Source organism: Leptolyngbya sp. NK1-12, from assembly GCF_032598965.1.
In the GTDB taxonomy this organism is placed as follows: Bacteria; Cyanobacteriota; Cyanobacteriia; order Elainellales; family Elainellaceae; genus Elainella.
Genome location: NZ_CP053586.1, coordinates 6,164,310 through 6,179,486, shown reverse-complemented (window position 1 = coordinate 6,179,486; position 15,177 = coordinate 6,164,310). Strand labels below are relative to the sequence as shown.

Sequence of the window (15,177 nt, the reverse complement as noted above, 5' to 3'; positions counted from 1 at the left end):
TACCCGCAAGGCTGTAACTCACCTTTCTGAGATTCGTATGAGAAATGTCAGATGAGGAAAACAAGTGGATGCTGCCTATCGAAACTTGGAACAATCACCGCCAGTGTTGTGATTTATATCGCTATTAGTGGTGGAAATTGTGTGTTAACCCATGTACTGGCGCAAGTTGTTCCAGATGCGACGTTGGGAAACGAACGATCTCGTCTCACGCGGCAGAATGCCAAGACCGATCGGATCGATGGAGGAGCTAGGCGGGGCGCTAATTTGTTTCACAGTTTTGCAGATTTCAACGTTGGCGAAGGGCGAGGAGTATATTTTGCCAATCCTGCTGGCATTGCTAACATCCTGAGTCGGGTTACCGGACGCAATGCATCGAGCGTTCTGGGAACATTAGGAGTATTGGGGGATGCCAATCTATTCTTGATCAACCCAAATGGCATCATTTTCGGTCCCAACGCTCGACTGGATATTCGAGGCAGTTTTGTTGCAACTACTGCCGATCACGTTCGATTTGGTGATCAAGGCTATTTCAGTGCCCATAGCCCAGAAGCACCACCGCTGCTAACTGTGAATCCGTCAGCAATTGACTTTACCCAACGAGCGTCGGCTCCAATTGTGAACCAGTCTATCAGTTCGGCTGGCAAAGGAGTGGGGAGCAACGCCGGGACGGGACTGCAAGGGAGTGCTGGACGCAGCCTGATTTTTTTGGGCGGGCGGATTAGCTTTGATGGCGGTAGAGCCACTACCCGTGATGGAGTTGTTGAACTGGCAGCTGTCAGAGAACCAAGCAGCGTTGCCCTTCGCTTTGCCCGCCCGTCGCAACCTCAACTGGGCCGAATTGCATCTGACGTTCGGGGAAATATCCGATTCGTTGATGGAGCCAGTATCAACACTAGCGGCGAAGGGGGGGGAGCGATTCGAATGCAAGGGCACAGTATTCACCTTATTGAAGGCTCAACGCTGACGGCAGACACCCGAGGCAACCTTAACGGTGAAGGCATTATGATTCGAGCATCACAGTTAAGGGTTGAAGATGGCGCTCAAATTTCGTCCTCGGCCTTAGAAAACACAACGGGCAACAGTGGATCAGTCAATATTGATGTAGATGGCTTAATTATAGTGAACGGTTCATCTACCGATACTTTAAATCGATCGAATAATGGTAATGACAATAGCAATAGAAACAATTCAGGCAGCAATGGTAATAATTTAGCGAATCCCAATGGTAATAATTTAAATAATGGCAACGGCGGTGGCGGTGGCGGTGACAATAATCCAGGTGGTAATGGTGACGGTGAGGGTAACGGCAATGGCAGCAACAACCGTGAAAGACCCAGCAAAATTGCCAGTGATGCTCGTGGTGAAGGAGCCGCAGGAGGGGTGGAGATCTCCACCGCCCGTTTGCAGATTACCGAAGGCGGTAGAATATCCGCTTCAACCATTGAACGGAGCGGGGGAGGTAGCATTCGGATCAGGGCTAGCGAACGGGTGATCATTGATGGTGTATCTCAACAGCGGCAGCGCCCAAGCGGTATCTCGGTGCAAACACGAGGCAGCGGTCAATCGGGTTCAATCGAGATTGATGCAGGTCAGTTGATTTTGCGATCGGGCGCTGAGGTTTTAGCATCGACGTTTGGCAAAGGCGCAGGAGGAAATATCACGATTCGGGCGCGTGATGCGATTGAAGTGATTGGAGGAACAACGCTTCTGGAAGCAAATCGAAATGATGCCATAGCCCCTGATAACTTTCTCCCCAGTTTGATCGGTGCTGAAACCGGACGATCTCGACAATTTGAAAATGCCGGGAATCGCTTTGGTACTGGTCCTGCAGGCAACCTCACCTTAATAACCGATCGCTTCACTGTGCGGGATGGTGCTCAAGTTAGTGTTAGTAGTCAAAGCAACGGTAATCGACCGGGAGGAATTGCTGGAGACCTTAAAATACAGGCGGAAGAATTGCAGATTTTGAATGAGTCGTTGATTACTGTTGGCAATCGCAGTGGACAAGCTGGTAGTCTGACTGTGAATGCTGGTACAATACGCCTCGATAACGGCCAGATTATTGCCATAACTGGAGGACAGGGTAGAGCCGAAGATGGAGCGGTAATCGCCCTGAATGTCTCAAATATTCTATTCATGCAAGATCGCAGCCTGATTTCCGCAGAGGCTCTGGATGCCGCGAATGGCGGGAATATCACGATCGATGCTGCCGATGGGTTTGTGCTCACACGTGCCAATCAAAATAACGACATTGTTGCTCGCGCTCAACTGGGCAATGGCGGCAGAATCCAAATCAATGCTCAGCGGATTTTCGGCCTGGATGAAGGGTCATTTTTGCCAGAGAATCGCACCAATGATATTGATGCCAGCTCAGAGTTTGGAGCGCAGGGCCTGGTTGAGTTAGAACAACTGGGTGTAGACCCCAGCGCCGGAACGGCGGAGTTACCAAATGAAGTATTAACTAGCGCCATCAGCCAACGCTGTCAGCCCGGCCAAGGGACCTCCAGCTTTATAGAAACTGGGCATGGTGGTCTTCCGTTAGGACCTGGCGAGACAATCACCACTCACGATCTGTGGGAAGACATGGGCAACCCAGATCAACGCATTTCCCATACAGCTGCTTCAGCACCCCTAGAATCAGATGCTAATTCACCAGATGCCAATCTAGCAGCCAATTCGGTGAATGCAATTGTGGAAGCTCAGGGCTGGGTGAAAAGTGCTGACGGCAGGATTGTGCTGACGGCAACCGCACCCACGGTCACACCCTATAGTTCGCTGCAATCGCCTACATGTTCTTTGTCTGATTCATCCTCTAATCCGCCATGACGATGCAGCCTCTCCGCCCTTTCAGTTCGACCTTTCTGAGAATTTGGCGGCTCGTGCTGGCATTTTTGCTTGGATTCGTGCTGACAGTAGCTGTTCCAGCAACTCCTGGCTTTTCGCAAGCTGCTGCGCCTGTGGGGGCTGATGTTGGTCTTAATGCGATTGAGCGAGGCAGAGGTGCTTATCAGCAAGGACGCTGGGAAGAAGCCATTGCCATTTGGCAAACGGCGCTCAAAACTCAAGGTGATAATTTGGTAACTGATCTGGCAACTGATTTGGCACAGGCTACCCTATGGACCTATCTGGGGATGGCCTACCAGAAAATGGGGCGTTGGGAAGAGGCTCAAACTGCGATTGATACTGCACTGCAACGACTAGAGGCGATAACACCCTCTAATCAGCGATCGCATTTGCTGGCTCAGGCACTGAATGTACAGGGGCAACTCAAATTGGCTGAAGGCGAGGTGGAACAGGCCATCTTGATCTGGCAACGAGTCACCCAGATCTATCAAGACTTGAACTATGACCCAGGTGTGACGGGAAGCCGGATCAATCAAGCTAGAGCCTTGGAAATTAACGGCTATTACCGTCGAGCCTGTCAGGTATTGCTAGCAGCCATTGACCTGGATGATCAGAGCTGTGATGTCAACCAGCCGCCCGATGCCGAGCAGGTCTTGCAGCACGTCCTCTCCCAGCCTGATGTTTCCCTGCAACTCCTCACCCTCCGCAGTTTAGGTAATATCTTTCGCCTCAAGGGGTTTCTACCTCAGGCGCAATCCTTGCTGCACACCAGTCTTGAACTAGCCCAATCCCTGGCAGATCCACAAACCATTGGGCTGTCTCTGCTGAATCTGGCCCATGTGGAGGCAGCGCAATACCAGCGTATGGCATTTCTGGCAGACCGCTCAAACCAGGAGACCGATCGGCAGGCTGCACTGAACCTGGCTAGACAGGCTCTAGAGCACTACAGTGCCATCGATGCGAGGTTGAGCGAACACCAGGATGAGGCCGATCGGCTGGAAGCTAGCAATCGCTTGCTCAGGATGCAGGCCGCTATTCAAAGGTTCAACTTTTTAATTCAGCTGAATCATTGGCTTGCCGCTCAAGCTGAGACTCCAGAACAACAGGAATTTCAACGCCAGCTCCAGGCTCAAGACCAGGAAATGGCGAAATGGCTGAGCAATCCCCTTCCACCCAGTCGTGCGGTTCTCTATAGCCAGATTGATTTAGCCCGTGGCTTGATGCAGCGCTGGCAGGATAGAAGGGCGCAATCTGCATTTACAGCATTTGCAACTACATCTCCAGACCTAATTCGCCAGCTTTTAGAGCAGATCCAGCAGCAGGCCGATGGATTGGATGACCCCCAAGCGCAGTCCTATGCCTGGGGCACACTGGGTCAGTTTTACGAACTCCTCGCCCTTCAGGAGCAGACTCCAGCTGCCTGGGCGCAGGCTCAAACTGCGACTCAACAGGCACTGGGACTGGCCCAATCGGTTCAGGCATGGTCGATTGCCTATCAGTGGCAGTGGCAACTGGGGCGCATCTATCAAGCGCAGGGACAAACGGAAGCCGCAATCGCTCATTATCAGGCAGCGGCGGCAACCCTCAGCACAGTGCGGCAAGATTTACTAGCCGTTGAGTCGCAGGTGCAGCTCTCGTTTCGGGACGACGTTGAGCCAGTCTATCGGGAATTGGTGTCGTTGCTGTTAGCCTCACCCAATGGCACACCACCCAGCCAAGCCAATTTGCAACTTGGTATCGAGGAGATTGATGCCTTACAACTGACAGAACTAGAAAATTTTCTCAGCTGCAATTTGACTCCCACCATTGCCTTGGGTCAGCCGCAAACCGATCCCAAGGCCGCCATCCTCTACCCGATTCTGTTGCCTGATCAGCTCGTGGTCCTTGCCCGTCTGCCCCAGTCTGATATGATTCAGTTCCATGCGGTTGCTATTGCTCGTGACGAGGCGACTCACCAGCTAGAACAATTGCGGCAGCAAGTGGAGCAACGCTACCTGTCTGATGCTTTCCTGGCGCAGTCGCAGCAGGTTTATGATTGGCTGATTCGTCCGTTTCGAGCTGCTCTAGAAGAGCAACAGGTGCAGACACTCGTGTTTGTCTCCGATGGGGTGATCCGGAATCTGCCGATGGCAGCGCTTTATGATGGAGAACGGTTTTTGGTTGAAGCTTACGCGATTGCGCTTAGCCCTGGTTTGCAAATTCCTGCCTCTACACCTTTGCCTAATTTGCAGCTCGATGTGCTTGCCTTTGGGTTGTCAGAAATTCGCCCAGACTTTCCTCCCCACGCCAACTTTGCTCCCTTAGTCAATGTAGAACGCGAACTGAACCAGATTGCAACCGAGGTTTCTAGCCATGATGTCTTAAACCAGTCTTTTACCAGCGAGGCACTGCAAATATGGATTGGCCGTTCTGATGCCCCAATCGTCCATATTGCGACTCACGGGCAGTTTAGCTCCGATCCAAATGACACTTTCTTGCTGGCATGGGACCGACGCATCATCCTGAAGGATTTCAGCAACATTCTCCAAACTCGCGAAAACCAGAATACCAAAGCGATCGAGCTGCTTGTGCTCAGTGCCTGCAAAACGGCTGACGGGGATGATCGGGCCACTTTAGGATTGGCAGGAATCACGATTCAATCGGGGGCACGCAGCACAATTGGTTCGCTTTGGTATGTTGACGATCAGAGCACGTCGGAACTGGTGGGGCGACTCTACCAAGAACTGGCTAAACCAGACGCCGGGATGACCCGAGCCGAAGCCCTGCGACGTGCCCAGGTCAATCTGCTGCATTCTCCTGGCTACCGTGCTCCCGTGTTTTGGGCACCCTATGTGCTGGTGGGAAATTGGCAATAGGAAGTTCAGTTCAGGACTGGTGCGTTGACAATTACCGACAAACCTACCGATTCTACGAACTGCTGCCAATCTTGCCTGACTGTAGCGTCATGGGGAGCCGTCTGGCGCATCACGATGATCTCGGTCAGCGCATCCTGCCAAATTCCCTGTTGAGCCAGGAGGGTAATCCGCTCGCGCAGTGTGGATTCGGCTGCTAGTTGCTGGACCAGCGGAGGAGCCAGTTCAACCCGACGAATGGTTCCTTCCACAGAACGATTGAGGGAAGGACTGTTGGTTTCCAACAAGGAGAACACCCACTGATAGGATCGATTGACTGCAAGCGGATGGCGGATCTGCACGCCCACAATCCCAGCAGTAGGTGCCAGAGTCACCGTTTCGATTGAGATGGCCTGTTGGTTTTGATCTAATAGCACCAGTTCGGCCTGGACGCTCTGCTGCCGGGCTGGCACATAAAACCACAGTGTTGGCGTTGCTGTAATCGTCTGCGTCGCATCGGCCTCAGAGGGTAGACTACAGGAATTGGTTGTATTCGATATGGGGTTTGGACCCGGCAGCAAGGCAATTAACTGATCGCTACAGCTACCTCGTGCCCCACCAGAAGTACGGCTCTGGGGGCGGCCCTGTCCGTCAAACCCACCATTAGAAGCTTGAGAGACCATGTCAAGGTTGGGACGATAGGCGTTTTGGCGAGATTCTGTTGTCATCGAGGAAGCAATCGCTCCGGTTGAGAGCAACACCAAGCTGGCAATCGCGCCTGAAACGGTAGAGAGAATTGAAGCACGCTTAGAGTAAGTCATGTGACATCCAGGGGGGTTAGTTGTCATTCAAATCAGCGAGAACAAACTAGCAAAAATGAACAAGTGAAAATAACCAGGGGACGGCTACCCAATGTTGACGCCGTCAAGCTAAAAATAGCTTTCGCAATAGCAAAACCAGCACTACTCCTGCCGCAACAGCAATGGCGATCATGCTTGGCAGAGCAGGAATCCATCCACCGTGCAACAGCACTCCATAGCTAATACCGCCCACTGCCATGATCAGCCCACCAACGGTGACGCTCACCCGCCCCACCGAGCGTTGATCAACTCTGCCAAGCCACCAAGTGACTCCACTGCCCACGAGTCCCCATCCTGCAATCCAGACTATTTCTAGCCACTCCGGCCACCACCAGAGCAGGGAACGGTGGCCCAATCCAGCATCAATTAACTGACTGGCCATATGGGCGTGCATGATCACACCTAGCATTCGCTGCGATCGTCCAGGGGCAAACAGGGCATCTTGGGGATCTTCCAAACCGATGAGTACCATGCGATCGTTGACCAACGTTGCTTTTAAGTCTCCGCGCAAGACTTGTGTCAGTGAGACTCGCGCTGGATCAGCGGTCCGGTAATTTACCAATACCTGGAAGCCTGCTCGCTCGGCTGGAGAAAGCCGATATCCCCCGGCAGTCGGCTGTAGCTCAGGAATAATCGTTTTACCGAGGCGGATGTGGCGATCATCCAAAAATTGAAGCGTGATGCCCTCCTGTTCTAAATAGCGCAGTGCAACTTGCAGGTTGAATGAACGGCTCGTGGGGCAAGCCTGAGACCGATCCATGCCCAGAAGTTGCCGCCGGACCCTGTAGTCTGAATCCACAGCAAAATCGGTGAAACCGAGTCTATGAGTTGGTAATCCTGGCGGTGCAGGAATACTGATAGGGGTTTCTACATCTTTGGTCTCTGCAATTACGCATACAGGCACGAAGTTATTCATTGACCGCAGCCTAGACTCTAATTCCGGCAGCAGCGGAAAGTCGTGGTAGAAATCCAGCCCAACTACGCGAGGTTGATGGGGGGCGAGTCTATCCAAAACCTGGAGGAGGGCTTGATCCGCTAGGGAACCTCGGCGCTCCATGCCCAATTGATCCTGGTACTGGATATCGGCTTCGCTGACCGTGATCACCAGGAAGCGATTGTCGCTAGGTTCGACAGGACGCCATCGCATCATCTGATCGTAGGTTTGCAATTCGAGACCCTGCAGTAACCCAAGCGAGCGAACGGCCAGCACAAAGAGAACACTGCTCACGCCTGCCGCAACCGCCTGCCAAACAGGAAGCCAGGGCGCTGCCGAGCGAGACTGCTGATGTAGGGTCTGGAGCTGTTGAGCCACCCATGCCCGATCAAAGATGGTGGTGTAGACGCGGTTAAACGGCATTAGGCGTCCGTGCTGCTGGGTCACTAAGCCCGTCAGGCGTAATTCGGTTTGTTCGGATGAATCAGTGGCAGGAACGGCTCCGTGCTGCAACAGGGTTTGGTAATAGCGCAGCAGCCGTTCGGGCCGTCGGGAATGGCGCAGCAGCCGATCGCGGATGGTCCGTAAGTGCTCTGGTTCATCCTGCGTTTCCCAGTTTTCCATCAACTGGGTGCGTACCAGCTCGGCAATCCGCTGGGCTTCGGCTCCGGCTGGGATAGGCTGATTCTGTCGCGTCACTAGCCAGCACAGCTTCTGGGTCAGAAATGGCTGCCCTCCCGTCCAGTCGAGAATGGTCTGAAGCACGGCCTCAGGGCAATCAACGTAGGGCACCAGCCCAGCAGCAAGAGCACCGCTTTCCTCAGGCTGAAAGCCCTGTAGCTCAATCGCCTGACCAATGTTAAACGGGGTTGCTGTTTCGTCCCGGATTAGGGCTGCGGGGGTCGCTACGCCTAACATCACCACGGTTAAGCGACGATAGCTGGGCTGGGACGCTCGCCGCTCATACCAGCTCCGCACCAAACCAAAGAAATCATCGGTGGGAAAGCTCAGCCCCAACACGCTGTCGATTTCATCAAAAAACAGAACTAGTGGCTGGGTCACTTGGGCTAACACCACCTGTTCGACAAACGTGCCCAATTGCTGCACCGGCGAAAGATCTTCGTGTTCTCGCAGCCAAGCTCGTCGATTCACCTGCAAATCGAGGCCGCTGATCAGTTCGGCAATCATGCCGCCATACCACTGGGAAGCCGTAATATGCTGACTGCCAATCCCAAGCAGTTCAACCTCGACGCTGAGGATACCCTGTTCAGCCAGTCGCTCCATCGTCCGTACCCGCAGGGACGACTTACCCATCTGGCGCGAGTTGAGAATATAGCAATAGGTGCCATGCAGCAGCGCCTCAAACAGGTCGTGGTCCGCCTGTCGCATCACATAGCTCGGTGCGTCTGATGTCAGACTGCCGCCCGGTTGGTAATGGTATGAGGCAAATTTACTCATGATCGCCCTGCCTACTCTAACGATCGCTGCAGTTGGGCATTGAAATACTGACGATAAAGGGGACAGCGCGGCGCAGCCTGATTGCCTTGTAGCCGAATCAGCCCCATGCTTTGCAGCTGGTAGGCTTGCACCGACTCCAGATGGATCGGCTGAGTGGCACGCATTACCTGACTGAGGGCATGAGTTAAGTCGGAATTGCCGCGAATGCGCAGCCAACATTCCCGCAGATGATTGGCGTAGATGCCGGCTTCCGTAGGGGCCGATTGAATCAGATTCTCTAAAGACAAATCAGGATGACTCTTGAGCGCCAAAAACGCCAGCTCCAGCAAATAGGGATGCCCGCCCACCAGGTGGATCAGAGGCGTCAGATCAATATTGGCAAGCAGGTGGTGCTGCTGGGCCAGATCGAGGATCTGACTAGGGTTAAGCTCTGGCAGATTCAGTGGAACGCCTATATTGAAAGGAGACTGGTTGATATTGAGCTGAATATAAACATCGGTAGCGTGAACAATGCAGAGGCGCAGCTTTTTCCAATTCATCCGCCGACGCGCTTTTTCATACCATGAGCGCAGCAAGCCGAAAAAGTCCTCATAGATTTCTGGATAAGGGAACAGTAGATCGACATCATCCAGACAGAGGACAAGCGGGCGATCATCGGCGGCCAACAGATACTCTTCGACATAGCTCGTGCAGCTTGCCTTGCTGCCCATGCTTGCTTCATCCCAATAGGTCTCGATCTGGTTCGGCATTCCTAATTCGCGGCTGATGTTGACGCAAAACCAGCGTAAAAATCGATCGAGGTCGGAAAAGTGAGCTTTGCGATCGGCGAGTTCAAAGCTAAGGATGACTGTTCGCAGCGCTTGGGTAGACAGCTGAGCCAGAGTATGTTCCATCAACAATGTTTTGCCCATCAGGGCAGGCGCTTTGATGCGAACGAGCGACCCAGGCTGCAGCAGAGTGTCATAGCAGATGGCCTCAATCGGAGGTCGCGCCACGTAGATCGCTGGTTGCGCGGTTTCCACAATTGTAGAAGGCACTGTAGAAGGCACTGTAGCAGTCAGTCCTGTAGCAGTCAGTCCTGTAGCAGTCAGTCCTGTAGCAGTCAGGGCAGCAGTGGATGCAGTTTGCTCAGGAGCATCGCGATTATCATTCTCTGCAGCTAAAGCCTGATGGTTAGCAGAGTGGACCTGAGGCAGATTCTGGGTCGGATGCTGGATCAGATAGCGTTGCAGCGCTTCACGGAAGTCGGTTTTGCTGACGGTTTCGCCTAGAGCTTGACTCAGCGATCGCCACAACTTGTTGCCGACATCGCGTCGCAAATAGCTATCTGAATAGCCCGACACCTCCGCAATTTGGTCATAGGTGAACCCCTGCCATGCCCCGCGGAGAATTTCAGTTTCAACATCACTCAGGTGCCGTCCCAGACCGTCAAACAGGGCTTGATCGGCTGTGGCAATTGCGCGTTCCAAATCCAGTTCCATAGGGCACCCCCAGCTTATCGTTAGCCTCAAGTCGGCTTCGATAGGCAGATTATAGAGCGTTTCAGTTATTCAACCTGCTACAGATCTGTTCATGAAAACCTGTGACTACAAATGTTAATGAAAATCTGTGACTATAAATCTGTGACTACAAATCTGCGATCAGGCGTGCTTTGCGCAGGAGAAATTGCAGTACCGTTTCTTCTCGGGTGACAATGTCGGCCCGTCCTTCCATACCGAGCTGCATTTCACATTGATTGGTGCCTCGCCCCAGCGTCAGTCGGTCTGGTTTAATCGTCACTTCATAGAATGCGCCCTTCACACCAGGCTGGGGTTCCGACAGGTCCGAGCCATTGCGATTTTGAGGGGTTGAGGTGTCAGGGGCGATTGCTGTCACTTCGCCTTTGAGCGTGCCATAGTCAGGATAGGGACAAGCCGCTACTCGCATCTGCGCCTGATGCCCGATTTCAACTTTGCTGATATCCTGGGCAGGCACTATTGCTTTCAGCACCAGCGGACTGGCGCTCGGCGCTACCTGGGCAACCGCTTCACCCGGTCGGACAATTTGGTTGGAATTGCGTAGATTAAGCTGAAACAAAATGCCATCCGCCGGAGCGGTAACGACCGTTCGGTTCAGGTCAACTGCGGTTTGTTGCAGCGATTGGCGATCATTTTCGAGCTGTTTTTCAACTTCGGCTCGCTGCTGCACCAGAGATTGCTGCTCTTTGTTCAAGGTTGCTAGCGTAGATTCTCCTGCAGCACTTTCCTGCGCAATTTTTTCACTCGCGATCGCCACTTCTGCTGAACTAGGGTGAAGCGCCGCCTGGGCCGACTGCAACCGTGCTTTAGCCGCTTCGACTTCCTGTGCTTGCTGGTCAGCGGCTAGTTGAGCTTCCTCAAATTCGTCTTGGGAGAGGGCACCCGCCTCCGCCACCGGACGGTAGCGATTGCGCCTTGTCTGAGCGGCTCCATAAGCGGCCTCAGCTGCTCTCAGGGCCGCTGTGGCTTCCTCTACTTCAGCAACGGTGACAATTTGCTGATCGCGGTATTGGCGTTGACGATGAGCCAGTTCCGCCTCCGCAGAGACAACTGAGCGATGAATGCGATGGGACTCTGCTAAAATCTGGCGATCGACAGCGTGAATCTGAGCATTGAGCTGGGTGAGTTGCAGTTCAGCTTGCTGAATATTGTTGAGGAGTTGGTTTTTCTGGGTTTGCAAGTGCGAATCATCAATCGTGGCAATAACGTCTCCCTGCTTGACCTGCTGGTTTTCTGCAATCAAAATGTCTTGAATCGCGCCTTCAGCCGCCGCCTGGACCACCCGCAATTCACCCGTCGGACGGACAATGGCCTGGGTTCGCACTACCGATTTGTATTTGACAACAGCAGACAAGGGAAATGCAAGCGCTACAGTTGCCACGACAAACAATCCACCAAAGTGAATCCAGCGGCTAATTGGCGGCAGGAATTCAGCTTCTTGAAATAGAGGTAAGGTTTTAGGAGAATGTTGGCTCAGCATGATTGTCAGTTTTGAGTTTTGAGTTTTGAGTTTTGAGTGATGTTTCACCTGAAGTGAAGGGTGGGTTAATCACAGCAGTCTACTAACAGACTAGATAGATGTCAGACTAGACAAAGGCTTGATGTACTTAAGTGCACCTGTTTTATTAGCCCGCAATTGATTCGTGGGTGAGTCAGCAGTTAAGTGACAGAAAAAAATGTACAGATTCTCGAATCGAGGCAAGGTGTTAGGTGGCAGATGCACCGTTGCTGGATGCGCCGTTATAAAGCAGAGATTTCCCGTTTGTGCCGTTGCTGCCGTTATAGCTGGGGGAGAGTTTCAGGGTTTTGATCCATTCAGCGTTGATGGAACTGTCTTCGCCTAGAAATTCCAGGTGTTCTCCGGGTTGGTGCATCAACTCTTGAGGAGTACCTTGAATCTTGAGACGGCCTTTTTCGAGCATCACGATCCAGTCGGCTTGACGAATCACTTGGGGACGGTGGCTGATCAGAATCGTAGTTTTGCCCTGGCGATGCTTCAGCAGTCGAGTTAATACCTGCGCCTCGCTGACCGGGTCAAGCGCGCCCGTCGATTCATCCAAAATTAGCACCGGTGGGTTTGTGACCAAAGCACGAGCAATCGCCAAGCGCTGCTTTTGTCCGCCAGAGAGATTAGCGCCAAATTCACCCAACACGGTTTGATATTTATCTGGCAGTTCGCTAATAAATTCGTCTGCCCCGACAACCTGACAGGCTTGCACAATTTGGTCAAAGCCGATGTGAGGATAGCTAAACCGGAAGTTATCGACAATGGAACGGCTCCAGAAATGGGGATCTTGGGGCACTAAGACCACCTGTTGCCGCAGGCACTCCAGCGCCAGATCGTGCTGGTTATAGAGTCCGTAGCGAATATTGCCAGTTTGGCTGAAGTACAGCCCGGCCAGTAATTTTGCCAGGGTGCTTTTGCCGCAGCCCGACTTGCCAATCAGAGCAATGGTTTGGCCTCCGGGAATCGTTAACGAAAAGTCTTGCAGCAGATCAACCCGACCCGTGTGGTGAAAGTTGAGTTCGGTGCAGGTAATGTCAGTATTGCCCAAAATTTCAGCCCAGGGTTTCTTCACATCTCCGTCGTCTTCTGGCGTCGCGTCGATCACTTCCTTCAGCCGCTGCACAATAATTTGGGCTGTAATTATCTCATCCACTAACCCAATCACCGCCCCCAAAAAGCCGAGGAAATTGCCGCTCATGCCGTTGTAGGCCATTAGTTGACCGATCGACATAGTGCCGTCAATCACCAGGTAGCTGCCCAGCCAGAGCAGAGCAATGCTGGTAAAGGTGGAGAGAACGCCCGTAATGGTGCCGCTGTAAAGCCCTAACTTCATGGTGCTCCAGCCTAGGTTGGCCAATCGGCCATAGTTGCTCTGATATTCCTGCCATGCCTGAGGGGTAGCCTGGGTTGTTTTTAGCACCTGTACGCCGCGGAAGGTTTCCACCAAAAAGCCCTGGTTTTCTGTGCCTAGAACAATCATGTTGCGGGTCTTTTGGCGCAGAGCCGGTAAAAACAGCAGATTCACGCCCGTCACCAGAATGAAGACAATCACCGATGCCACCGTGAGTTGCCAGCTATAGCACAGCATCAAGGCCAGTGAGATCATGGCGATAAAGAACTGGCTGGGCAAACCTAACACAATTTGCGATACCAGTCCGTTAACCGCGTTCACATCGGCGATCCGACTGACTACTTCACCACTGCGCCGACTTTCAAAATAGCTGAGGGGTAGATGCAACAACTTGCGTCCATATTCCATCACTAGTCCAAGATGGAGCCGCTGGCTGAAGTGACCGATCAGATGCGCCTGCACAAGCCCAACGACACTGCGAAACAAATTCATCACAATCACGCCGATCGCCACTGTCGTCAGTAATTGAGTATCTCCCCGCACTAATACATCATCGGTAAGCAACTGCATCATTAATGGCGAAGCCAGAGACAGTAGCCCTACAGCAAAGTTGATCGCAATCGCCTGCGCCAGAATCGTGCGATAGGGCCAAGTACGAGCTAAAAATCGACCAAACCCGCCTGCTGAGTCTTCCTCCTGTTGATAAAAGCGGGTGTCATCGGGCGATAACAACATCATCACGCCGTTGCCCCAACCCGCCATCAACTCTCGCTGGGTCAAATAGCGAATACCAATACCCGGATCGGCAACCACATATTTATTGCCTTTTTGTCCATACAACACGACCCAGTGATAGCCTTTCCAGTGAATGATGGCCGGAAGCGGAACTTCGCTGAGCCGCTCGATAATTTGTTCGTTGGCCTTGACTTGGCGGGCATGAAATCCAAACGCTTCGGCTCCCCGTGTCAGACCCAGCAGTGTGGTTCCCTGGGCACCGGTTCCTACAGCTTCGCGCATCCGACTGATGGCAAATGTTCGTCCGTAAAATTTGGCAATCGTAGCAAGACAGGCAGCCCCACAGTCTTCTTCGCTGTGCTGCCGAACAATGGGATATTTCATGGTTAGACTAAGAGCGGTAGAGGGAATAATTTCGGCAACGCGCTGAAATACTGTTTGATATACTGTCCTGATGAGTTGCCGCTGTAATGTTTAGATATGAAATCAGTAAAGTAGGTAGACATCATTGAGGCATTTAGATTCTCATTAATTGTGCCTACCTACTGAATATGGCAGTCAACCTTGACAGAGAACAATCAATGGCTTAGAAATCGTCAACCTCAATCACTCTATAGGTCACCTGATAGGTGGAGCCGCTGCCAGACAGCTTAACGGTTGTGGGGCCTTTGACACCAGTGATGTTAAATCCTCCCATGAAATCATCACGACTGAAAATACCATCTTCGTCATATAGCCCGACAAAGTTTCCTACCTCAACCGGTCTTGTAAGCCGTGGCTCAAATAGCTTGAAGCTGCCTGCACCCATGCTACCTTTCCAGGCTTGTTCACCGTTGATTTTGAGCATCGTTTCGTCATTACCGACGATATCTGCGCCTGCTTTAATGCATTGAATCGATTTGACTTGGAGTTGCAGTCCTCCACCACTGACAGTGGCTCCTTCTTCAGAGGTCAAATCGGTGAACAGAGCAGAATTAGCGTTAATCATTGTTTTCTCCGTTAATAAATGAAATGAATGTGAGAATGATTCGTAACCAAAATCAGACATTGATCAAAGAAAATAGTAGTCAACAATTAGATGATTTTCTTTTCCTTGTCTTGGTCTGTTGTGAGGTGTAATGTGTGTAACTTCATCCCCCT

At 52.3% G+C, this 15,177-nt stretch carries 8 protein-coding genes; 2 read left to right on the top strand and 6 right to left on the bottom strand.

From position 1 onward, the window contains the following. Window positions 1–141: 141 nt before the first annotated feature. Together HJG54_RS26565 and HJG54_RS26560 are read left to right on the top strand one after the other, a co-directional pair. On the top strand, window positions 142–2,826 hold the full coding sequence (locus HJG54_RS26565) for a filamentous hemagglutinin N-terminal domain-containing protein (RefSeq protein WP_316432228.1): 2,685 nt from the start codon (window positions 142–144) through the stop codon (window positions 2,824–2,826). Next, window positions 2,823–5,699, top strand: coding sequence for a CHAT domain-containing protein (locus HJG54_RS26560; RefSeq protein ID WP_316432227.1), 2,877 nt, complete (start codon window positions 2,823–2,825; stop codon window positions 5,697–5,699). Before HJG54_RS26565 ends, HJG54_RS26560 begins: the two co-directional genes overlap by 4 nt. Before the next feature lie 5 nt (window positions 5,700–5,704). Here HJG54_RS26560 and HJG54_RS26555 read toward each other — a convergent pair whose 3' ends face one another. From HJG54_RS26555 to HJG54_RS26530, 6 genes are all read right to left on the bottom strand, one after another. Next, complete coding sequence (locus tag HJG54_RS26555; protein WP_316432226.1) at window positions 5,705–6,496, bottom strand: DUF928 domain-containing protein; 792 nt, start codon at window positions 6,494–6,496, stop codon at window positions 5,705–5,707. A 103-nt stretch (window positions 6,497–6,599) separates the two neighbouring features. Continuing rightward, entirely contained in the window at window positions 6,600–8,927 is a 2,328-nt protein-coding gene (locus HJG54_RS26550) for a CHASE2 domain-containing protein (protein WP_316432225.1), read from the bottom strand. A gap of 11 nt (window positions 8,928–8,938) precedes the next feature. Then, window positions 8,939–10,408: an AAA-like domain-containing protein gene (locus HJG54_RS26545; protein ID WP_316432224.1), complete on the bottom strand. Its 1,470-nt coding sequence runs from the start codon at window positions 10,406–10,408 to the stop codon at window positions 8,939–8,941. A gap of 145 nt (window positions 10,409–10,553) precedes the next feature. Further along, on the bottom strand, window positions 10,554–11,924 hold the full coding sequence (locus HJG54_RS26540; protein ID WP_316432223.1) for an HlyD family efflux transporter periplasmic adaptor subunit: 1,371 nt from the start codon (window positions 11,922–11,924) through the stop codon (window positions 10,554–10,556). A gap of 226 nt (window positions 11,925–12,150) precedes the next feature. After that, entirely contained in the window at window positions 12,151–14,421 is a 2,271-nt protein-coding gene (locus HJG54_RS26535) for a peptidase domain-containing ABC transporter (protein ID WP_316432222.1), read from the bottom strand. A 202-nt stretch (window positions 14,422–14,623) separates the two neighbouring features. After that, window positions 14,624–15,025 carry a hypothetical protein gene (locus HJG54_RS26530; RefSeq protein WP_316432221.1) on the bottom strand — a complete coding sequence of 134 codons (402 nt, stop codon included), beginning with the start codon at window positions 15,023–15,025 and terminating at the stop codon, window positions 14,624–14,626. Between the last annotated feature and the right edge of the window lie 152 nt (window positions 15,026–15,177).